Raw genomic sequence first — 20,399 nt, 5'->3', positions numbered from 1 at the left:
GATCCGTTGCGGATCACAGGCATCGAGGCGACGCCGGTGGCGGTGCCGTTCCACGAGGACGAACGCTGGGCGTTCGGCGCCCGCAAGGGAATGATCAGCCTCCTCGTCCGCGTCACGACCGACGAGGGCGTGACCGGACTCGGCGAGGCGGCGGCGTACCCGTCCGCCGACATCGTGAACGCCGTCCTGACGTCGATCGAGCCGCTCGTGGTCGGCGAGGACCCGTTCGCGGTCGAGCGGATCATGAAGCGGGTCAATGTCGTCGGCACCTGGCACCACGTGAAGGCGACGAGCCCGGCGATCGGCGCCGTCGAGATGGCGTGCTGGGACATCGTCGGCAAGGTCTGCGGGCAGCCGCTCGTCAACCTCTTCGGCGGCCGGGTACGCGACCGGGTGGAGTACTTCTACTACCTGAGCCGCAAGCCGCCCGCGGAGCTCGCCGCCGACACCGCCAAGGGCGCGGTGGCCGGGTTCCGCACCTTCTACCTCAAGGTCGGGTCGGACGACCCGCGCATCGACATCGAGCGCGTGGCGGCGATCCGCGACGGCGGCGGCCCCGACGTCAAGATCCGGGTCGACGCGAACGAGGCCTGGTCGTCGTCCGCCGCGATCCGCATCCTCACCGAGATGCACGCGCACCGCATCGAGCTGGCGGAGCAACCCGTCTCCGGCCGCAACCTGCCGGAGATGGCGTACCTGCGGCAGCGCCTGCCGATGCCGCTGCTGGCCAACGAGGCGTCGTGGACGCGCTGGGACCAGCTCGAGGTGATCAGGCACGTGGCCGCGGACGTGCTCAGTGTCGACAACCAGATGGACGGCGGCCTGCTCAACCTCAAGCGGTCCGCGGGCATGGCCGAGGCGGCCGGGCTGCCGGTGCTCAAGCACAGCCTCGGCGAGCTCGGCGTCGCGATGTACGCGGCGGTCCACGTGATGGCGTCGACGCCGAACTTCGTCTACGCCAACCAGGGCTACGCGTCGCTGCTCACCGACGACGTCGTGGCGGGCGCGAGCCCGCTCCCCTACGTCGACGGCTGCCTCGAGGTGCCAGACGGGCCGGGCATCGGCGTCGAGCTCGACGACGAGAAGGTAGCGGCGTACGCGGAGGCGTACGAGAAGAACAGGGAGAGCTACGCGTTCCACGACCCGGCCGCGATGTCGGCGACCCCGGTGATGCCCAAGTACTAGTGTCCCGGCATGGCCCATGGCACGCATGACCACTCCGACGATCCGCGCAACGCCGACATCCTCGTTTCCGTCAACGGCGAGCTGAAGCCGCGCGGCGAGGCCGTCGTGTCGGTGTTCGACTCCGGCTTCGTGCTCGGCGACGGCGTGTGGGAGGGACTGCGGGTGCATCGCGGGCACCCGGCGTTCCTCGACCGCCACCTCGACCGGCTGTACGAGGGCGCGAAGGCGATCGCGCTCGACGTCGGGCGTACGCGCGCCGAGCTCACCGACGAGGTCTACGCCGTGCTGCGTGCGAACGAGATGACCGACGGCGTCCACGTGCGGCTGATGGTCACCCGGGGCGTGAAGAGCACGCCGTACCAGGATCCCCGGGTGACGGTCGGCCCCGCGACCATCGTGGTCGTGGCGGAGCACAAGGAGCCGTTGCCGCGCACGCTGTCCGAGGGCATCACGCTGTTCACCGTGCACGTGCGGCGCAGCGCCCCCGACGTCCTCGACCCGAAGCTCAACGCGCACAGCAAGCTGAACGACATCACCGCGTGCATCCAGGCCTACACCGCGGGCGCCGACGAGGCGCTGATGCTCGACCCGCACGGCTTCGTCGCCACCTGCAACTCCACGCACTTCTTCGTCGTGCGCCGCGGGCCCGACGGGGAGCGGCAGGTGTGGACGTCGACTGGTCAGTACTGCCTCGGCGGCATCACCCGCGGCAACGTGCTGCGCGTCTGCCGCGACGCCGGCATCCCCGCGTACGAGCGGGCGTTCAGCCTCACCGACGTGTACGGCGCCGAGGAGGCGTTCGTCACCGGCACGTTCGCCGGCCTCGTGCCCGTCCGCGAGGTCGACGGTCGTGTCATCGGCGACGGACATCGCGGACCGACCGTCGAACGGCTGCAGCGGCTCTACGGCGACCTGGTCGAGGCCGACGTCGCCGCACGCGCGGGCGTGACCCCGACCTGAAGGCGTTGTCACGCCGTCAGTCGAGCATGCCCACGGCCCACATCAGCGCGACGAGCGCGATCCAGATCGTCAGCGCCACCAGGATGCGCAGCCACAGTCGCTTCAGCACGGGGCCATCTCAGAGACTGATACCCAGGTTGTCGAGGACCAGGAGCACCGACAGGAACCCGAAGAACAGGAACGACAGCGCGAGCACCGCGAGCCGGATGCCGCCTACCCGCAACGGCTTGGGCAGTGCCCTGCGGTTGAGCAGGATCAGCAGCCCCGAGTAGATGAACATCTGCACGCCCGCGATGGACGACGCGATCACGAGGAGCACGAACGGCTGGTCGAGACCCGCGACGAGGATCACGATGCCGACCGCGATCATCAGCCACACGGCCGCCGCGTAGACGCGGCTCTCCGACCAGAACGTGCTGGTCCTGAAGGCGTTGATCTTGAGCTGGTCGGCGACCAGCCGACAGGTGTAGTCGATGATGCCCAGGTTCGTCGAGAACAGCGTGAGCACAGCGGCGATCCAGAAGGCGGTGCCGAACCAGGGTGCGATGGTCGCCTGCAGGGTCTGCCCCTCGAGGAGGAGGAAGGAGAGGTCCTGTTGGTCGACCTGTCCCACCGGCAGGGTCGAGTACGCCAGTACGGCCAGGACGACCAGCGAGACCACACCGATGACGAAGAAGGTGATGAACTGCTCCCAGTTGGCGATGCGCCACCAGCCACGCCACCGGCGCATGTTCTCCGGGGTCGTCGGGAACAGGTAGCCGAGCGAGGGCCGCGCCTCCTCGTGCCCGGTGATGGGCGAGACGATCCGAGGGATGTGCTGGCCCATGCCCATGCCCTTGTCCCTGATGTAGTTGCTCTGCACCAGGTTGTTCGCACCGCCGGCACCGGCGAAGGCCAGCGCGCCCAGGAGCAGCGCGATACCGAGTCCCTCCTGCCCGACCGGGAAGCCCGGGCTGCCGATGCCCTCGGTGACGAGCGCGCCCCACGCCTCGCCCGAGGTGGCGACCGGGATCGCGACGATGACGAAGAGCATGATGAGGATGACCATCGCGCCCTGGATCTTCTCTACCGTCTGGTAGACGACCGGCGAGAGGGTGAGCGCCAGGCCGATGGCGACGAGGCCCGCGATGGTGATCGGCACGATCGGCGCGCCCTCACCCAGGCCCAGAACGAACGTCAGCGAGGTCGCCGCTCCGGTCGCCCACCCCGGCCAGAAGTTCTGGCACAGCGCGAAGACGATGAACAGCCACCACCATGGCTTCCACTGCCGGGAGAACCCCGTGACCACCGACTCTCCCGTAGCAAGCGTGTAACGCTCGATCTCCATGTTCAGGAAGAACTGGATGCCGAACCCCACGACCGCCGCCCACATGAAGGCGAAGCCGATCTGTGTGGTGATGTACGGCCAGAGGATGATCTCGCCCGAGCCGATCGCCGTGGCCAGGATGATGACGCTCGCACCGACGATCTTGCGCAACCGTACGGGTTCGGGCAGATCCCTCAGCTCGCCGGCCGGTAGATACCGGCTCGGTAGCGTCGCTGTCCCCTCGGCGCCCCCGCGGTCACTGGTATCCGCCATGACGGCTCCCTCATCTCGTCCTTGGGCGGGAAGCCCACGCGCCGACCACTGGCGCGAAGGAGACGAGGCACGCGAACCGGCCTCGTTGCCTGTCGCTCTGGGTCGTCAACTGCGGCCCAAGCGTAGTCCTGCATCATGCAATCGATCTAGGCCCTCGGCCGACGGTGACGCGGTGCGACGGAGCCTCGGGCAGGATGGCCCCCGTGAGCGACGACCCCGTACGCCTGGCCGTCTGGTCGGGACCGCGCAACATCTCGACCGCTCTGATGCGGTCCTGGGAGAACCGCGCCGACACCGTGGTCGTGGACGAGCCGTTGTACGCGTACTACCTCGCGACGACACGCCTCGACCACCCGGCACGCGACGAGATCGTGGCGGCGGGCGAGACCGACTGGCGTCGCGTGGTGGAGACGTTGCTCGGTAGCGTGCCCGCGGGCACCGCGGTCTTCTACCAGAAGCACATGAACGGCCACCTGCTGCCGGAGGTCGACCGCTCGTGGATCAGGCGGCTCACCAACGTGCTCCTCATCCGCGACCCGCGCGAGGTGGTCGCCTCGTACACGAAGGCGAGAGCGAGTGTCACGCCCGACGACATCGGGCTCCCGCAACAGGTGGCGCTCTACGACGAGCTCGCCGCCGAGGACACTCCGCCACCCGTCATCGACGCGGCCGACTTCCTGCGCGACCCGGAACGGCACCTGCGCGCGCTGTGTGCGTACGTGGGCGTCGAATTCAGCGACCGCATGCTGCGCTGGCCTTCCGGTCGCCGGGAGAGCGACGGCATCTGGGCACCGCACTGGTACGCCGCGGTCGAGCGGTCGACCGGCTTCGCCCCGTACCGTCCCCGCGAGGTGCGGCTGTCCGGCGAGCTGGCGAGGGTGGCCGCGGCGTGCATGCCGCTGTACGAGCGATTGCGCGAGGCGACCGGCTGACCAGAGTTGTCAGACCCTCAGCGGGTCATGGCCCGCTGAAGGGTCTGAATCGTCAATAGGCTCGCCGCCCGCACCGTTTGATCACGTGCACGTGATCAACGTGGACTTCACCTCGTGCCGGGACGAGGTGAAGTCCATGTCGGTGAGGTGAAGCTCCGCCGATGACCCTCGGCGTGCACCCGTGAACGGCACCCTCACCATGCCCCGGCACGGTGAGGGTGCCGTTCACGTGTTGCGGCCGCGAGGCGACCGACACCACGACCGAGTCCACCCTTGTCACCCGCCCGGGACCGCCGTACCAGCGGCGATGGATGACTGACAACTCATCGGGGGCGGTGGGCGCGGCGGGCCTGGCTGTCGACGAGGTACTTGGCATAGCCGGGGATCGTGAGGAACGTCGGGTACTCCTCGCCCAGCGCGACCTCCTCGAAGAGCCGGCGCGCGTCGGCGAAGCGGTTGGCGGGCCCCGCGGCCTTCGTGCGCGTCTCCTCCTCGTCGTCCAGGATGCGGACGACGAGGTCGCGGGTGACCGTGCCTCCCTCGGCGAGCGGCGTGCCCTGCTGGATCCACTGCCACACCTGCGAACGGGAGATCTCCGCGGTCGCGGCGTCCTCCATCAGGTTGTTGATCGCGGCGGCCCCGACCCCGCGCAGCCACGACTCGATGTACGCGAGCCCGACACCGACGTTGGCGCGCAGCCCCTGCTCCGTCACCGATCCCGGCGTCGACTTGATGTCGCGCAGCTGCGCGGCCGACACCTTGACCTCCTCGCGCAGCCGGTCGACCTGATTCTCCTTCTCGCCGAGCACGCCGTCGAAGATCTCCTTGACGAGCGGCACGAGGTCGGGGTGCGCGACCCAGGACCCGTCGAACCCGTCGCCCGCCTCGCGCTCCTTGTCGGCGCGCACCTGGGTGAACGCCTTCTCGTTGACCTCGGCGTCACGCCTGCTCGGGATGAACGCCGACATGCCGCCGATGGCGTGCGCGGACCTCCGGTGGCAGGTCTTCACCAGCAGCTCGGTGTACGCGCGCATGAACGGCACCGTCATCGTGACGGCCGCACGGTCGGGCAGGACGAAGTCCGGACCGCGGGTGCGGAAGTTCTTGATGATGCTGAAGATGTAGTCCCAGCGTCCGGCGTTGAGTCCGGCCGAGTGCTCGCGCAGCTCGTACAGGATCTCCTCCATCTCGAACGCCGCGGTGATCGTCTCGATGAGCACCGTTGCGCGGATAGTGCCGCGGGGCAGGCCGAGCAGCTCCTGCGCGAGGACGAACACGTCGTTCCAGAGCCGCGCCTCCTCGTGACTCTCCAGCTTCGCCAGGTAGAAGTACGGTCCCTGGCCGCGGTCGAGCTGGCGCTGCGCGCAGTGGAAGAAGTAGAGGCCGAAGTCGACCAGGCTCGCGGAGACCGGCTCACCGCCGACGAGCAGGTGCTTCTCGGTGAGGTGCCAGCCGCGCGGCCGCACGACGATCGTCGCGAGGTCCCGCTCGTCACCCAGCCGGTACTCCTTGCCGTCGGGAGTCGCGAAGTCGATCCTGCGGTCGAGGGCGTCGGCGAGGTTGAGGTGACCCTCGACCATGTTCGACCACGTCGGGCTGTTGGCGTCCTCGAGGTCGGCGAGCCAGACCTTCGCGCCCGAGTTGAGGGCGTTCACGGTCATCTTCTTGTCGGTCGGCCCGGTGATCTCGACCCGGCGGTCGACCAGCCCGGGCGACGGCGGCGCCACTCGCCAGGTCATGTCCTCACGGATCGACCTGGTGTCGTCGCGGAAGTCGAGGTCGACGCCGGACGCGATGAGCCGCCTGCGCTCGCCGCGCGCGGTCAGCAGCTCGTGCCTGCGCTCGGCGAACGCCCCGTGCAGCCGAGCGACGAAGTCCAGCGCCTCGGGCGTGAGGATCTCGCCGTACCTCTCGCCACTCGGACCCACGACGTCGATCGTTGCGCTTCCTGGCATCAGACCTCCCTGGCCGAACGTGAACGTGCCAGGGCCATCATTCACCGTCGCGGTCCTCATGAGAACTGCTCCTCCTCCGTCGACCCGCGCAGCGCCAGCGTGCCGGAGTCCGGGTTGATCGCGGTGCTCACCTGGTCGAAGTAGCCCGTGCCCACCTCACGCTGGTGCTTCACCGCCGTGTAGCCGTCCTCGGCCGCGGCGAACTCGGCCTCCTGCAGGCGCACGTACGCGGGCATGCCCTCGGCCGCGTAGCCGCGCGCCAGCTCGTAGGTCGAGTGGTTGAGGGCGTGGAAGCCGGCCAGGGTGATGAACTGGAACTTGTAGCCCATCGCGCCGAGCTCACGCTGGAACCGCGCGATGGTGTCGTCATCGATGTGCTTGCGCCAGTTGAACGACGGCGAGCAGTTGTACGCCAGCAGCTGGTTCGGGAACCTCTCGTGCACGGCGTCGGCGACCTTGCGAGCGAACTCGAGGTCGGGCGTGCCCGTCTCGACCCAGAGCATGTCCGCGTACTTGGAGTACTCCAGGCACCGCGCGATGACCGGCTCGACGCCGCCGTGCACGCGGTAGAAGCCCTCGGCCGTGCGCTCCCCGGTGAGGAACGGCTGGTCGCGCTCGTCGACGTCCGTGGTGATCAGGTTCGCGGCGAGCGCGTCGGTACGGGCGATCACGAGGCTCGGCACGCCGCAGACGTCCGCGGCGAGACGCGCCGCGTTGAGCGTCCGCACGTGCTGCGACGTCGGCACGAGCACCTTGCCGCCCATGTGGCCGCACTTCTTCTCCGACGCGAGCTGGTCCTCGAAGTGGACGCCCGCGGCGCCGGCGGCGATCATGCCGCGCATCAGCTCGAACGCGTTCAGCGGCCCGCCGAAGCCGGCCTCGGCGTCGGCGACGATCGGCGCCAGCCACTCGGCGTCGCCGGCGGGGTTCTCGGCGTAGTCGATCTGGTCGGCACGCAGCAGCGCGTTGTTGATCCTGCGCACGACGGCCGGCACCGAGTTCGCCGGGTACAGGCTCTGGTCCGGGTAGGTCTGCCCGGCGAGGTTGGCGTCCGCCGCCACCTGCCAGCCGGACAGGTAGATCGCCTTGAGCCCGGCGCGGACCATCTGCACCGCCTGGTTGCCGGTGAGGGCGCCGAGCGCGTGGACGTAGTCCTCGCTGTGCAGCAGGTCCCACAGCCGGTCGGCGCCGCGCCTGGCGAGGGTGTACTCCTCGACCACGCGGCCGCGCAGCCTGATGACGTCCTGCGCCGTGTACGTACGCTCCACGTCGGCCCACCGGGGGTCCGCGTCCCAGGAGCGGGCCAGGCGCTGTGCCGCCTGCACGAGCTTCGAGTCGGTACGGGCGGTGCTGGTGTCGGTCGTCATCGGTCTCTCCCCGAAAGTCGTCGTTCGGACGGGATACCTATGACTCTGTTCGCAAAGCATGATCCACTTCAACGCATTCGCGGTAGAAGAAGTGCAGAAGTTTCCGTATGGTGAATCCATGTCTCCGGAGCAACCCGCCGTCGACGTCCTCACCCTGGGCCAGCGACTCAGGCACCTGCGGCAGCGCAAGGGCCTGACGCTCGCCGAGCTCGGCGCGGTCGTCGGCCGCGCGCCGTCCCAGCTGTCCCTCGTCGAGAACGGCCGGCGCGAGCCGCGGCTGTCGCTGCTGCAGCAGCTCGCGGACGCCCTCGACGTGCCGATGGGCGAGCTGCTCGGCACGGCGCCGCCGAACCGCAGGGCCGCGCTCGAGATCGCCGTCGAGCGCGCGCAGCGCGGTCCGCTCTACGCCTCGCTGCAGCTCCCCCGGGTCAAGGTCGGCAAGCGGCTGCCGTCCGAGGTGCTCGAGGCGCTCGCGGGCCTGCAGGCCGAGCTCGAACGGCGGGTGCACGAGCAGGCGGCGACGCCGGAGGAGGCGCGCAGGGCCAACACCGAGCTGCGCGAGCGGATGCGGTCACGCGAGAACTACTACGCCGACATCGAGCAGGCGGCCGCCACGCTCCTCGACGCGGTCGGCTACAGCGGCGGCCCGCTGTCGCACCACGTGATCTCCGATCTCGCCGGTCACCTGGGCTACACGCTGCACCACGTCCGCGACCTGCCGCACTCGACCAGATCGGTGATCGACCAGCGACACCGGCGCATCTACCTGCCGCAGACCCAGACCGCCGGCGGGCACGACCCGCGCGGCGTCGTCCTCCAGGCGCTCGGCTCGGTCGTGCTGAAGCACACCGACCCCGAGAGCTTCGCCGACTTCCTCAGCCAGCGCGTCGAGACCAACTACCTCGCCGCGGCGCTGCTCGTGCCCGAGCGGCAGGCCGTCGACTTCCTCACCCGCGCCAAGGGGGAGCGCAACCTCGCCGTCCAGGACCTCCGCGACGTGTTCGCCGTGTCGTACGAGACCGCTGCGCACCGGTTCACCAACCTCGCCACCCACCACCTCGCCATCCCTGTGCACTTCATGCGGGTACACGAGAACGGCACGCTCTACAAGGCGTACGAGAACGACGGTGTCAACTTCCCCACCGACCCGACGGGTGCGGTCGAGGGGCAGCTCGCCTGCCGCAACTGGGCGTCGCGGGTGGTGTTCGGCGTGCAGGACAAGTTCGCGTCGTACTACCAGTACACCGACAACCCGCGTGGCACCTACTGGTGCACGGCGCGCACCGAGCCGGCGGCCGAGGGCGAGTTCTCCATCACGGTCGGCGTGCCGTACGTGCACTCGAAGTGGTTCCGCGGCCGCGACACCACCGAGCGCGCCGAGTCCGGCTGCCCCGACCAGACGTGCTGCCGCGCGGCACCGCGCGAGCTGGCGGAGCGCTGGTCCGGCTACGCCTGGCCGAGCGCCCGCGCCCACTCCCACCTGCTGGCGGCGCTGCCCCCCGGCACCTTCCCCGGCGTCGACGACACCGAGGTCTACTCCTTCCTGCAGCGCCACTCCCCGTAGGTGGCGCTCTCCGAAATCTCTCAACGAACGACACAAACCTAGTAAGATCACACCATCTTATGGTGTTTAGGTCGTTCGTCGGGAGGTTTCGGTGCGGAGCTTCATCGACCTCGACGGCATCCTCGGTTCGGTGCCGGCGGCGGTCGTACTCAACCTGAGCGCGATCGACCATGGCCGCGGGTCGGAGCTGCTCTACCGGGAGCAGCTCCCGGGTCTCCTCACCAGCCTGGCCGACCGCGCCCGCATCGCCTCGATCACCGCGTCGTCGGCGATCGAGGGTGTCGTCATCGACTCACCCGCCCGCGCCGAGCGGATCATCTCCGGGCGGGCCGACGTCCTGCGCACCCGGAGCGAGCAGGAGCTCGCCGGCTACCGCGACGCCCAGGACTACCTCTTCCGCGAGAACTGGAAACCGCTGAACGCCGGCCTCCTGCTCCACGTCCATCGCATGCTCTTCGCCCATGCGTCCGCCACTGGAGGACGCTTCAAGGCGCACGACAACCTGGTCGTGGACTGCGCGGCGGACGGTCGCGTCACGACCCGGTTCCGTCCGGTCGCCGCTGCCGAGACGGAGTTCTACGTCGCCGAGCTCGTCGAGCGATTCGATGTCGCATACCGGGCAGGCCGGCACCATCCCGTGCTGGTGATCGGGCTGTTCGCCCTCGACCTCCTGGTCGTCCACCCCTTCGAGGACGGCAACGGCCGGGTCACCCGCGCCGTCACGACGGCACTGCTCTTCGATGCCGGCTACTCGGTGGGGCGCTACGTGAGCCTGGAGGAGAGCATTGCCGACAGAGCCGACGAGTACTACGAGACACTGCTCCGATCCACGCATGGCTGGCACGCCGGCGAGTCGGATCCGTGGCCCTGGCTCGGCTACCTGACGACGATCCTGGCGGGGGCCTACGAGCGCTTCGGGGATCGCGCCGCTGCCGCACGCTCCGGCGGGACGAAGCAGGACCGCGTGCGCGACTACGTACTACGGCACGCCCCGGCCCGATTCCGCATAGCCGACGTCCGTACCGCGCTACCCGTAGTCAGCGACCAGACGATACGGATCGCCCTGGACGACCTGCGTCGCGCCGGACTCGTCTCCGTCGACGGCGTCGGACGTGGCGCCGCATGGGAACGGCACCGCTGACGTCACCCGCCGGCGGCGTACATGACGTGCCTGACGCAGCGACGCGGGAAGAGCACGCCGGTCCTGATGGTCGTGCGGCGCGAGGCTCCCCCGGTGAACAGTCCACGTGCGTCCGCCGTCGCGACGACGTCGCTGAACGGCGCGGCCGGGAAGTCGTAGACGTACAGGCGGCCGCCCGGTCGCAGGACGCGGGCGAGCTCGGCGACGGCACTCTCGACGTCGTCCCAGTGGTGCAGGCTGAGCGACGTGACGACGAGATCGAACGCGTCGTCGGGGAACGGCAGGCCGGCCACGTCGGCCACCTGGGCGGACACCCGCTCGCCAAGCTCGGCGACGTTGCGCTGCGCCGTCGCGACCATGTCGGCGGACAGGTCGATCCCGGTGAGCCTGACGTCGGCACGCCGGCGGGCGATCTCGGTGAGGAGTACGCCCGGCCCCGTGCCGACGTCGAGCACCGCGCCGCCGTCGGGCGCCGCGTCGGCGACGTCCTCCGCGATCCGCCGGTAGAACCCGCGCAGCAGGCGGCGGGCCAAGAGGTCGTACACCCGGGTGCTGTGGCCGGCGAAGACCTTCGGCAGGACGCGGGTCTGATGGTGGTGGTGGGTAGATGCCTGCATCGGACTCACTCCAGAGTTGTAAGGTGCAACTGTCATCGACACTACGTCGCACAGTTGTCACTTGCAACTATTGATGGACCCTGGAGGTGGCGGTGGACCGCACCGAGTCGGAGCGGCTGCACGGCGTCTTCATGGACATGATCCGGATGGCCGGGCTGCTCCACCCCGACCAGACGATGCCCGGGCTGCCGCTCACCCTCTCCCAGACGTTCGCCCTGCACGAGCTCGACACCGATGTGCCGCTGTCGCAGCGCGAGCTGGCCGAACGCCTGCGGTTGGAGAAGAGCAGCGTGAGCCGGCTCGTGGCGGTGATGGAGGGCAAGGGCCTCCTCGTCCGGGAACGCGACCCGGCCAACCGGCGGACCCACCGGCTGCGACTGACCGACCGTGGCCGCGCGATGCACCGCGAGATGGCGGGCGGCTTCCACGAGAGCTTCGAACGCTGGATCGCCCGCATGACCCGCGCCGAGCGCACCGCCCTGCTGACCGGCCTGCCGGCGTTCGTCCGCGCGATCCGGCAGGACGAGGTGTCCTAGGCGGCCGGGCGGAAGCCGCGGTGCAGCGCGACGGCACCGCCGCTCAGGTCGCGCCAGGCGACCCGCTCCCAGCCCGCCGCCTGCAGCACCCGCGCCAGCGTCGGCTGGTCGGGCCAGTCGCGGATCGACTCGACCAGGTAGTCGTACGCCACCGGGTCGCTCGACACCACCCGGCCCGCGGCGGGGAGCACGCGGCCGAGGAACACCTCGTACGCGCGGCGGAACGGCGTCCACGTCGGCGTGGACACCTCGCACACCACGACCCTGCCGCCCGGCCTGGTCACCCGTAGCATCTCGGCGAGCGCCGCCCGCGGGTCGGCGACGTTGCGCAGGCCGAACGAGATCGTCACCGCGTCGAACGACCGGTCGGCGAACGGCAGCCGCATGGCGTCACCCGCGACGAACGACACCTCGGGGTGCCGCTGCCTGCCCACGCGCAGCATGCCGGTGGAGAAGTCGCACGCCACGACCGTCGCGCCGCGCGCGGCCAGCGGCACCGTCGACGGCCCCGTGCCTGCGGCGAGGTCGAGCACCCGGTCACCGCTCCGCGCGTCGACGGCACGGACGACCGCGGGACGCCAGAGCAGACGGTCCTGGCCGAGCGTCATGACGAGGTTGGTGACGTCGTAGCGCGCGGCGACCTGGTCGAACATTGCCGCGACCTCGTCGGGCCGCTTGCTCAGGTCGGCACGTGTCATGCGGCCAGTCTCCCGCGCACGCCACTTCCCGGATCCAGGGGTATGCCAGTAGCGTCCCGCCCTATGGCCACGGCGACCAAGGACGAGGACGGCCCCGACGTCACCGCGATCGCCGAGCAGCACGACGAGGAACGTCCCTCACGCCATCTGACCGGACCGGTCGCGATCGCCGTCACGGTCGCGTGCTTCGCGGTGTCGCTCTTCGTGGTCGTCCAGGTCTTCTTGCCGTTGCGCAGCGGCAACCAGTTCTACCTGATGCTGTTCCTCGCGTTCGTGCTGCCGATCGTGTTCGTCTGCTACCGGATGACGGGCAAGCGCCGCGGCACCGGCGACAACCCCGGCGTGCTCGACTGGGTGCTCGCGGCGGTGACGCTGGTGACGTGCCTCTACCCCGTCCTCCCGGTGTCGTTCGGCGCCGCCGGCGGAGGTGGGTTCGACGCATTCCTCGACCGGCAGGGCTCGCTCACCCCGCTCGACGTCGTCATGGGCGGCCTGCTCCTGCTCCTGGTACTCGAGGCCTGCCGACGTACGACGGGGTGGATCCTGCCCGGGGTCTGTGTCGCGTTCTTCCTCTACGCCTACTACGGCGGCTACCTGCCGCAGTCGCTGCCGATCGCGCACGCCGGCATCGACATCGACCAGATCGTCAACGCGCTCTACAACGACCAGAGCGGGTTCTACGGCACGCCACTCGACGTCGCGGCGAGCTACATCGTCCTCTTCACCATCTACGGCGCCGTGCTCGACATGTCCGGCGCGGGACGCTTCTTCATCGACTTCAGCTTCGCCGCCTTCCGCAGGTCACGGTCCGCGCCCGGACGTACGGTCGCGCTCTCGGGCTTCCTGCTCGGCACGGTCTCGGGCTCGGGCACCGCCACGGCGGTCAGTCTCGGGTCGGTGACCTGGCCGATCCTCAAGCGCGCGGGCTACCCGCGCGAGAACGCCGGCGGCATGCTCGCGGCGTCCGGCATCGGCGCGATCCTCTCCCCGCCCACCCTCGGCGCCGCCGCGTTCATCATCGCCGAGTACCTGCAGACGTCGTACCTCCACGTCCTCATCTGGGCGATCGTGCCCACCCTGCTCTACTACGTCGGCATCGTCCTCGCCGTCGAGATCGACGCCCGCAGGTTCGGCGCCAAGGCCGTCGACGTGACGTCCGCGAGTGCGCTCAAGCTGTTGCTGCGCTTCGGTTACCACTTCCTCTCCCTCGCCATCATCGTCGTGTTCCTCGCGCTCGACATCCCGCCGTTCCGCGCCGTCGTCTACGCGACGGGCGTGGCACTCCTGTTCGGCCTCGCCGAGCGCGTCATCGCACGCCGCGACCCGCGCGACCCGCACGCCGAACGGCTGCCACTCGGCGCCTCGCTCACCGGCTTCGTCAAGGGCCTGTACACGGCACTGTCCGCCGGTGTCCGCTCGGTGCTCGCGGTGGTCGCGGTCTGCGCGGCGGCCGGCATCATCACGTCGGTCATCACCAAGACCGGCCTGGGGCAGGAGCTGAGCGACCTGCTCGTCTCCGTCGCACGCGCGATCACCGACGACCCGACCGGCGTGCTGATCCTCACCGCGCTCGTGGCGGCGATCGCGGTCGGCGTGCTCGGTCTCGCCGTGCCCGTGACCGCGTCGTTCATCATCAGCTGGGTCGTCATCGGCCCGGCACTCCTCGACTTGAACGTCGCGCCGCCCGAGGTCGCGATGTTCATCTTCTACTACGCCGTGCTGTCCGAGGTCTCGCCGCCGACCGCGCTCGCCGCGGTCGCGGCGTCCGCCATCACCGGCGGCCGGGTGATGCAGACGATCTGGCAGGCCTGCAAGTACAGCCTTCCCGCGTTCCTCGTCCCGCTGGCGTTCGTCCTCACCGACAACGGGGCGCACCTGCTGTTCCAGGGCTCGCTGCTCGGCGTGCTCTGGACGACGCTCGTCGCGGCGTGTGCCGTGGCAGCGCTGGCGATCGTCACGGGCGGATGGATCGTCGGGCCTGCGTCGTGGCTCGAACGCATCCTGTGCATCCCTGGGGCCGTGCTGCTGCTCTACCTCCAGCCGCTCACGATCGGCATCGGCTTCGGGTTCGTGGCGGCTGCGGTCCTCGTCCACCTCGTGCGAAGATTCCGTCACCGTCTCGTTGCTGAGAGGACGTCGTCGTGAGGAAATCGCTCATCAAACTGCTCGCACCGGCACTCGCCGTCGCCATGGCGGTCACGGTCGCCGGGTGCGGAGGCAAACGCGAACCCACCGCGGGGGGCGGCGGCGATGCCTGCGTGGCCGGCAAGGGCTCCATCACCATCGCCACCGGCAACTCCACCGGCGTCTACTACGTGCTCGGCGGCGGTCTCGCCCAGGTCATCAGCAAGAACACCGAGCTGCGCGCGACAGCGGCCGAGACCGGCGCCTCGGTGCAGAACATCGAGCAGCTCGTGTCCGGCACGTACGACGTCGCGTTCTCGCTGGCCGACACCGCGGCCGACGCGGTCGAGGGCAAGGAGTCGTTCGACGGGCCGCAGCCGATCAGGGCACTGACCCGGTTGTACCCCAACACCACCCACGTCGTCGTCAACGCGAACGCCGGCATCGACTCCCTCGAGGACATGAAGGGCAAGACGATCTCCACCGGCTCGCCGAAGTCTGGCACCGAGGTGATCGCGAACCGCCTGCTCGAGCAGGCAGGGCTCGACCCCGCGAAGGACGTCAAGGCGCAGCGGCTCGACCTCACGAAGACGGTCGACGGCATGAAGGACGGCTCGATCGACGGCCTGTTCTGGTCCGGCGGTCTGCCGACACCCGCCATCACCGACCTCGTCACGTCGCAGGGCGACAAGGTGAAGTTCGTCGACGTCACGCCGCAGCTGCCGAAGATGCAGGAGATCAGCACGACGTACGAGGAGGCGACGATCCCGAAGGCCACCTACAAGACCGACGAGGACGTCCCGACGATCAACGTGCCCAACGTGCTGCTCGTGAAGGACGACTTCGCCGAGGCCAACGCCTGCGCCATCACCAAGCTGGTCTTCGACAAGAACGCCGACCTGGCGAAGGTGCACCCGTCCGCGAAGCAGATCACGCTCGACAACGCGCGCAAGACCGCGCCCGTCGAGCTACACCCCGGAGCGGTCAAGGCGCTCGACGAGCTGAAGGCGCCGAAGTAGCGGCGGCGGCCCGCGCGACGTAGAGGGCGTAGGCGAAGGTCCTGCCCTCGCGCTCGACGGTGAGCTCCTGCTCCTCGCACCCGCCGGCCAGCGCGGCCAGGCGGGTGTGCAGGGCGGGCTCCGCGTCGGACGACCAGACGGCGAGCACGCCGCCCGGTCGCAGCCGGTCGAGGCAGGTGCGCAGGAAGCGCTCCTCGTACACCGAGGCGTTGGCGCCGTGCACGAGGAACGAGAGACCGTTGTCGACGTCGAGCAGCACGGCGTCGACCGCTCCGGGCGGCAGGGTGGGCACCACCTCGCGGACGTCGCCGGCGTGGACACGGACCCGCGGGTCGGCGAGCGCCCGCTCGGCACCGGGCACGACGCCGTCGCGCAGCCACTCGACGAGTGCCGGCTCCAGCTCGACGACGTCGACGCGGGCGACGCGCGCCTCTCCGAGCAGGGCGCGCAGGGTGAAGCCGAGGCCGAGTCCGCCGACGACCACGTGCAGGCCGGTGCCGTCGAGCCGGGCGAGTGCCGCCGACGCGAGCAGCCGTTCGGTGGACGTGTCGACGGTGTCCATCGCGAACACCCCGTCGACGACGAGCTCGTGGACGTCACCGCGCACCCGCAGGACGACCTCCCCGCCCGCCACTCCCGCCGCGCGCCTGAGCACCTCGGGCGGCGCCGGATCCGCCGTCACGGCGCGAACTCGTGCGCGATGCGCACCCGCGCCTCGAGCTCGAGCAGGTGCCGCTTGTTGTCGAGCCCGCCGCCGTACCCGACGAGGGTGCCGTTCGCGCCGACGACCCGATGGCACGGCACCACGATCGGCACGGGGTTCTGCCCGTTCGCCCCGCCGACCGACCGCGGGTTCGCCGACCCGCCCACGCGCTCCGCGAGCTCCTTGTACGTCCAGGTGTAGCCGTACGGCACCTCGACCAGCGCCTCCCACACCCGCAGCTGGAACGGCGAGCCGCGCATCGCCAGCGGCAGGTCGAACGCGGTGAGCTCCTCGGCGAAGTACGCGGCGAGCTGGTCGCGCACGTCACGCAGCAACGGGTGGGCGATCTCGCCGTCGACCGGCGCCCCCGACCGGTGGCCGAGGAAGTCGATCAGCCGTACGCCGGCATCGTCGACCGTGACGCCGAGCTTGCCGACGGGAGACACGAAGACGGCCGACACCTGCGATTCGCTCATCCGCCCATCCTCCCCCGGTAGCCTCTCCGGTGCCCACCTCACCGGTGGTGAGACGACCGGAGGACCTGCATGGCAGCCGACGACCCACGACAGCGGACCGACGAGACGCGCGCGCTGCGCCGGGTCGCCAGGGAGGAGGCCCTGGACGTGCTGCGGTTGCACGGCCCGGACGTCGCCTCGCACAACGCCGTGCTGTGCCGTGCGGTCGCCGCCGCGTGCTACGTCGCCGCCGTGGTCACCATGGCGCTGCCGTGGCTGAGCTACCAGGACGATGACGGGGGCACGGGTCCGGGCAGCTACGGCGAGTTCACCGCCTGGACGCTGAACGACTTCAAGTTCCACGAGGCCCCCAGCGTCGTACTGATCGGCGCCGTGGTTCTCCTTCTTCCCGCGCTGGCCGCCGCGGTGTTCTCCTTCCAGACGAGCGCCTCCGTCACCGCGGCGATCCTTGCGGTGCTCGCCGGTGTGGCCGCCGTCTGGAACCGGCTCGTCGAGGTGCCCGACGGCTACCTGGGACACGAGGGCCTGGAGGCCCACGCGGCCCTGCCGACCTTCGTCGCACTCATGGCACTGACGGCCCTCCTGCTCGCCGTCGCCGGCAAGCTCGCGCACGACCGCGCGAGGGACGCGCAGGCCTAGACGGCGAGGGCCGCCGTCACCGACGTCTGGAGGCGGGTGTGCACGGCGGCGTTCTCCACCCGGTCGGTGCGGACGATCACGGCGCGCAGGCCGCGACCGGGCTCGAGCGCGGTGCGCAGGTCGTCGGCCTTGGCGACGTCGGAGGCCGCGACGCCGTACGCCGCGAGCACCGAAGCCAGGTCGAGGTCGTGAGGGGTGCCGAAGACCCGCTCGAACCCGGGCTGGCCCTCCTGCTCGAGCATCGAGAAGATCCCGCCGCCGTCGTTGTCGACGACGACCAGGGTGAGGTCGGGTCTACGCTCGCCGAGGGGCACGGCGAACCCGTTCACGTCGTGCAGCAGGGCCAGGTCGCCGATCAGGGCGTACGCGTGACCGCCGCCCTCGCGCTGGTGGGCGAGCGCGGCGCCGAGGGCGGACGAGACGGACCCGTCGATGCCGGCGAGGCCGCGGTTGCCTACCACCCGGACGCCCGCGCGGGGGATCGCGTACGCCTCGATGTCGCGTCCCGGCCTGCTCGAGCCCGCGAACAGCAGCGCGCCTTCGGGCATCGCGGCCATCAGCTCGCGCGCCACCCGCGGCTCCGCGAGCTCCTCGGTCTCGTCGAGCACGGCGTCGACCGCCGCTCGCGCCGCCGCGTCGGCGTCGTGCCACGAGCGCAGCCATGCCGTCGTACGCCTCGGTGCCGCGGCCACGGGCACCGCGGGCAGCACGCGCGTGGCCGTGCGCGTCGGGTCGGCGAAGCCGGCCACCGGCTCGACCACGACGTGGTCGAGCGCCGTGCGCAGCCAGGCGAGCACGCTGCGGCTCAGGCCGGGCGCACCCACGACGACGATCATGTCGGGTCGGTGCGCGGCGGCGAAGCCGTCGTCGGCGAGCAGCAGCGGGAACGTGCCGATCGCCTCGGCCCCCACGCGCGCGTCGCCGGTCGGCTCGGACAGCAGTGGCCACGCGAGGTCGGCGGCGAGCCGGGCCGCGGCGGCGGGGGCGACGCAGCCCTCGCCGACGACGACGGCCCCGCGTTCCGGAGCGTCGGCGAGCACGCTCGCCGACGCTCGTGGGTGCTCGACGACCACCCACGGCGCGCCGGCCGGACGCCCGTCGAGCGGCTCGATCCAGTCGTCGTCGCCGTCGGGCACGAGCGGCTCGCGCAACGGCAGGTTGACGTGCACGGGCCCGGCGTTCGCCGGGTCGACCGCGACGGCGCAGACCCGCGCGGCGACCGACCGCCAGTGCGCGACCGCCCCGGCACGCCGCTCGGGCACGCCGATGTCGAACGCCCAGCGCGCCGCCGAGCCGAAGATCCCGACCTGGTCGGTCGTCTGGTTGGCGCCCGTCGCCTGCATCTCGGGCGGCCGGTCCGCGGTAAGCGCGACGAGCGGCACGCGGGCGTGCGACGCCTCCCGCATCGCCGGGTGCAGCGACGCCACCGCCGTCCCCGACGTGCACAGCACCGGGACGGGACGCCGCGACACCTTCGCCAGACCGAGCGCGAGGTACGCCGCCGACCGCTCGTCGTACCGCACGTGCAGCCGGACGCGGTCGTCCCCGGCGAGTACGAGGGCCAGCGGCGCGGAGCGGGAACCGGGCGACAGCACGGCCTCACGGACACCACCACGAACGAGCTCGTCCACGAACACGCGTCCGAACGCGCTCGACGGATTCACCGGCGGCACACTCCTGTCGTCACGACTCCTCGAAGACACCCTCTACGGCCGACATTCTCTCCTCCCAGCGTCGCACGGTCGCGTCGTCGGGACGGCACGCGGTCAGCCGTTCGGCGGCAGGTTCCGGCCGATCCACGCGGATCCGACCGTTGATCGGCGACAGCGAGTGATCGACGACATCCCGCGTGAGCAATGGCACAGTGCCGAGCCCACACGCGTACGGCAGCTCGGGCAGCGCCGCGGCCAGCGCGACGCCCGCCGCGAGCCCCACGCTCGTCTCCACCGCACTCGACACCACGACGGGCAGACCGATGTCCTCCGCGATCCGCAGGCACGCCGCCACCCCACCGACAGGTTGCACCTTGAGCACCGCGATGTCCGCGGCGTCGAGCGCCGCCACCCGGTACGGATCCGCCGCCCGCCGGATCGACTCGTCCGCCGCGACCCGCACGTCCACCCGCCGCCGGACGAGCGCGAGATCCTCCACGGCCGCGCACGGCTGCTCGACGTACTCCAGGCCACCCGCAGCGGCATCGAGCCGACGGATCATCGAGACCGCCGTGTCGACGTCCCAGGCACCGTTCGCGTCGACCCGCACCCGACCACCGGGACCAAGCGCATCGCGCACCGCCTCGACCCTCGCCAGGTCGTCACGCACATCCTGACCCCGCTCAGCGACCTTGACCTTCGCCGTCGTACACCCGTTGCTCGCCTTGACCAGCTCAGCCGCACGTTCCGGCCCGACCGCGGGCACGGTGCAGTTCACCGGCACATGCATGCGAACGGCCGCCGGCCACGTGCCGAACGCGGCCTCCCGCGCGGCGGCGAGCCACGGCACGCACTCGCGGGACGTGTAGTCGGCGAACGGCGAGAACTCGGCCCACCCCGAAGGGCCGCGCAGCAGCACGCCCTCGCGGACCTCGGTGCCGCGGAACCGCTCCCGCATGGGGATCGCGAAGACATGGCGGAGGGCGGGCAGGGTCACCCCGGCAGCCTAGTGTCCTGCCTCAGCGTCGCCGTAGTCGTGGGGATGTTCGGTGTACTCGCGGCCCGCGGGTGAGGTCCAGGTGACGGATCCGTCGGGGTGGGCCTTCAGTCGCCAGCCGGTGTTCTCGTCCTTGAGCCGGTGGTGAGTCGGCGGCGGGAGTTGCACCCGCCGCCGCTCGTAGAACCGTGCGTGACACTCTCGCGTCACACGGCTCCCGTCGTCGAGCCGCTGGGGAGTGCACCGTGTTGCCAG

The 20,399-nt window shown here is 70.6% G+C and carries 19 protein-coding genes; 9 read left to right on the top strand and 10 right to left on the bottom strand.

Annotated features, from left to right (window positions below):
- Window positions 1-6 precede the first annotated feature (6 nt).
- Window positions 7-1,185 carry a mandelate racemase gene (locus GEV10_03465; protein MQA77533.1) on the top strand — a complete coding sequence of 393 codons (1,179 nt, stop codon included), beginning with the start codon at window positions 7-9 and terminating at the stop codon, window positions 1,183-1,185.
- A 9-nt stretch (window positions 1,186-1,194) separates the two neighbouring features.
- Window positions 1,195-2,145 carry an aminotransferase class IV gene (locus GEV10_03460; GenBank protein MQA77532.1) on the top strand — a complete coding sequence of 317 codons (951 nt, stop codon included), beginning with the start codon at window positions 1,195-1,197 and terminating at the stop codon, window positions 2,143-2,145.
- A 118-nt stretch (window positions 2,146-2,263) separates the two neighbouring features.
- Here GEV10_03460 and GEV10_03455 read toward each other — a convergent pair whose 3' ends face one another.
- A complete protein-coding gene (locus tag GEV10_03455; protein MQA77531.1) occupies window positions 2,264-3,724 on the bottom strand; it encodes a hypothetical protein in 1,461 nt (486 codons plus the stop codon).
- A gap of 194 nt (window positions 3,725-3,918) precedes the next feature.
- Between GEV10_03455 and GEV10_03450 the strand changes: the two genes are divergently transcribed.
- Window positions 3,919-4,656 carry an HAD family hydrolase gene (locus tag GEV10_03450; protein MQA77530.1) on the top strand — a complete coding sequence of 246 codons (738 nt, stop codon included), beginning with the start codon at window positions 3,919-3,921 and terminating at the stop codon, window positions 4,654-4,656.
- Window positions 4,657-4,979: 323 nt separating this feature from the next.
- On the opposite strand, the gene GEV10_03445 is transcribed toward GEV10_03450, so the two are convergent.
- Complete coding sequence (locus GEV10_03445) at window positions 4,980-6,611, bottom strand: malate synthase A (GenBank protein ID MQA77529.1); 1,632 nt, start codon at window positions 6,609-6,611, stop codon at window positions 4,980-4,982.
- 56 nt (window positions 6,612-6,667) lie between these two features.
- Window positions 6,668-7,978 carry an isocitrate lyase gene (gene aceA, locus GEV10_03440; protein MQA77528.1) on the bottom strand — a complete coding sequence of 437 codons (1,311 nt, stop codon included), beginning with the start codon at window positions 7,976-7,978 and terminating at the stop codon, window positions 6,668-6,670.
- 58 nt (window positions 7,979-8,036) lie between these two features.
- On the opposite strand from aceA, the gene GEV10_03435 reads away from it, so the two are divergent.
- Together GEV10_03435 and GEV10_03430 are read left to right on the top strand one after the other, a co-directional pair.
- Window positions 8,037-9,542 carry a helix-turn-helix domain-containing protein gene (locus GEV10_03435; protein ID MQA77527.1) on the top strand — a complete coding sequence of 502 codons (1,506 nt, stop codon included), beginning with the start codon at window positions 8,037-8,039 and terminating at the stop codon, window positions 9,540-9,542.
- A gap of 91 nt (window positions 9,543-9,633) precedes the next feature.
- A complete protein-coding gene (locus GEV10_03430) occupies window positions 9,634-10,683 on the top strand; it encodes a Fic family protein (protein ID MQA77526.1) in 1,050 nt (349 codons plus the stop codon).
- Window positions 10,684-10,685: 2 nt separating this feature from the next.
- Here GEV10_03430 and GEV10_03425 read toward each other — a convergent pair whose 3' ends face one another.
- A complete protein-coding gene (locus GEV10_03425; protein MQA77525.1) occupies window positions 10,686-11,336 on the bottom strand; it encodes a methyltransferase domain-containing protein in 651 nt (216 codons plus the stop codon).
- A gap of 56 nt (window positions 11,337-11,392) precedes the next feature.
- On the opposite strand from GEV10_03425, the gene GEV10_03420 reads away from it, so the two are divergent.
- Complete coding sequence (locus GEV10_03420; protein MQA77524.1) at window positions 11,393-11,836, top strand: MarR family transcriptional regulator; 444 nt, start codon at window positions 11,393-11,395, stop codon at window positions 11,834-11,836.
- Here GEV10_03420 and GEV10_03415 read toward each other — a convergent pair.
- Window positions 11,833-12,534 (bottom strand): demethylmenaquinone methyltransferase, encoded by a 702-nt coding sequence (locus GEV10_03415; protein MQA77523.1) that lies wholly within the window; start codon window positions 12,532-12,534, stop codon window positions 11,833-11,835. The genes GEV10_03420 and GEV10_03415 overlap by 4 nt on opposite strands.
- A 63-nt stretch (window positions 12,535-12,597) precedes the next feature.
- On the opposite strand from GEV10_03415, the gene GEV10_03410 reads away from it, so the two are divergent.
- Both GEV10_03410 and GEV10_03405 read left to right on the top strand, forming a co-directional pair.
- On the top strand, window positions 12,598-14,679 hold the full coding sequence (locus GEV10_03410) for a TRAP transporter fused permease subunit (protein MQA77522.1): 2,082 nt from the start codon (window positions 12,598-12,600) through the stop codon (window positions 14,677-14,679).
- A 44-nt stretch (window positions 14,680-14,723) separates the two neighbouring features.
- Complete coding sequence (locus GEV10_03405; GenBank protein MQA77521.1) at window positions 14,724-15,677, top strand: TAXI family TRAP transporter solute-binding subunit; 954 nt, start codon at window positions 14,724-14,726, stop codon at window positions 15,675-15,677.
- On the opposite strand, the gene GEV10_03400 is transcribed toward GEV10_03405, so the two are convergent.
- Window positions 15,643-16,359: a hypothetical protein gene (locus GEV10_03400; GenBank protein ID MQA77520.1), complete on the bottom strand. Its 717-nt coding sequence runs from the start codon at window positions 16,357-16,359 to the stop codon at window positions 15,643-15,645. The two genes, GEV10_03405 and GEV10_03400, sit on opposite strands and share 35 nt — an antisense overlap.
- On the bottom strand, window positions 16,356-16,856 hold the full coding sequence (locus GEV10_03395; protein ID MQA77519.1) for a methylated-DNA--[protein]-cysteine S-methyltransferase: 501 nt from the start codon (window positions 16,854-16,856) through the stop codon (window positions 16,356-16,358). The genes GEV10_03400 and GEV10_03395 overlap by 4 nt, the downstream gene beginning before the upstream one ends.
- A 69-nt stretch (window positions 16,857-16,925) precedes the next feature.
- Here GEV10_03395 and GEV10_03390 point away from each other — a divergent pair, with 69 nt between their 5' ends.
- Window positions 16,926-17,495 (top strand): hypothetical protein, encoded by a 570-nt coding sequence (locus GEV10_03390; protein MQA77518.1) that lies wholly within the window; start codon window positions 16,926-16,928, stop codon window positions 17,493-17,495.
- Here the strand turns inward: GEV10_03390 and menD are convergent.
- Genes menD through GEV10_03375 form a run of 3 tightly spaced genes read right to left on the bottom strand, consistent with a single transcriptional unit; the run spans window position 17,492 to window position 20,354 of the window.
- Entirely contained in the window at window positions 17,492-19,159 is a 1,668-nt protein-coding gene (gene menD, locus GEV10_03385) for a 2-succinyl-5-enolpyruvyl-6-hydroxy-3-cyclohexene-1-carboxylic-acid synthase (protein ID MQA77517.1), read from the bottom strand. The genes GEV10_03390 and menD overlap by 4 nt on opposite strands.
- A gap of 19 nt (window positions 19,160-19,178) precedes the next feature.
- Window positions 19,179-20,105, bottom strand: coding sequence for an o-succinylbenzoate synthase (locus GEV10_03380; GenBank protein MQA77516.1), 927 nt, complete (start codon window positions 20,103-20,105; stop codon window positions 19,179-19,181).
- 48 nt (window positions 20,106-20,153) lie between these two features.
- A complete protein-coding gene (locus tag GEV10_03375; GenBank protein ID MQA77515.1) occupies window positions 20,154-20,354 on the bottom strand; it encodes a hypothetical protein in 201 nt (66 codons plus the stop codon).
- Window positions 20,355-20,399 lie beyond the last annotated feature (45 nt).

It is taken from the genome of Streptosporangiales bacterium (genome assembly GCA_009379955.1).
GTDB lineage: Bacteria > Actinomycetota > Actinomycetes > Streptosporangiales > WHST01 > WHST01.
The sequence above is the reverse complement of the archived record's forward strand: the minus strand, read 5'-3'. Positions and strand labels throughout refer to the sequence as shown.

Coding starts and splice junctions, on each gene's coding strand:
- GEV10_03460 (MQA77532.1), top strand. CDS start 1,195: ATGGCCCATGGCACGCATGACCACTCCGACGATCCGCGCAACGCCGAC.
- GEV10_03455 (MQA77531.1), bottom strand. CDS start 3,724: ATGGCGGATACCAGTGACCGCGGGGGCGCCGAGGGGACAGCGACGCTA.
- GEV10_03450 (MQA77530.1), top strand. CDS start 3,919: ATGGCCCCCGTGAGCGACGACCCCGTACGCCTGGCCGTCTGGTCGGGA.
- GEV10_03445 (MQA77529.1), bottom strand. CDS start 6,611: ATGCCAGGAAGCGCAACGATCGACGTCGTGGGTCCGAGTGGCGAGAGG.
- aceA (MQA77528.1), bottom strand. CDS start 7,978: ATGACGACCGACACCAGCACCGCCCGTACCGACTCGAAGCTCGTGCAG.
- GEV10_03435 (MQA77527.1), top strand. CDS start 8,037: ATGATCCACTTCAACGCATTCGCGGTAGAAGAAGTGCAGAAGTTTCCG.
- GEV10_03425 (MQA77525.1), bottom strand. CDS start 11,336: ATGACAGTTGCACCTTACAACTCTGGAGTGAGTCCGATGCAGGCATCT.
- GEV10_03415 (MQA77523.1), bottom strand. CDS start 12,534: ATGACACGTGCCGACCTGAGCAAGCGGCCCGACGAGGTCGCGGCAATG.
- GEV10_03410 (MQA77522.1), top strand. CDS start 12,598: ATGGCCACGGCGACCAAGGACGAGGACGGCCCCGACGTCACCGCGATC.
- GEV10_03405 (MQA77521.1), top strand. CDS start 14,724: ATGGCGGTCACGGTCGCCGGGTGCGGAGGCAAACGCGAACCCACCGCG.
- GEV10_03395 (MQA77519.1), bottom strand. CDS start 16,856: ATGAGCGAATCGCAGGTGTCGGCCGTCTTCGTGTCTCCCGTCGGCAAG.
- GEV10_03390 (MQA77518.1), top strand. CDS start 16,926: ATGGCAGCCGACGACCCACGACAGCGGACCGACGAGACGCGCGCGCTG.
- GEV10_03380 (MQA77516.1), bottom strand. CDS start 20,105: ATGCGGGAGCGGTTCCGCGGCACCGAGGTCCGCGAGGGCGTGCTGCTG.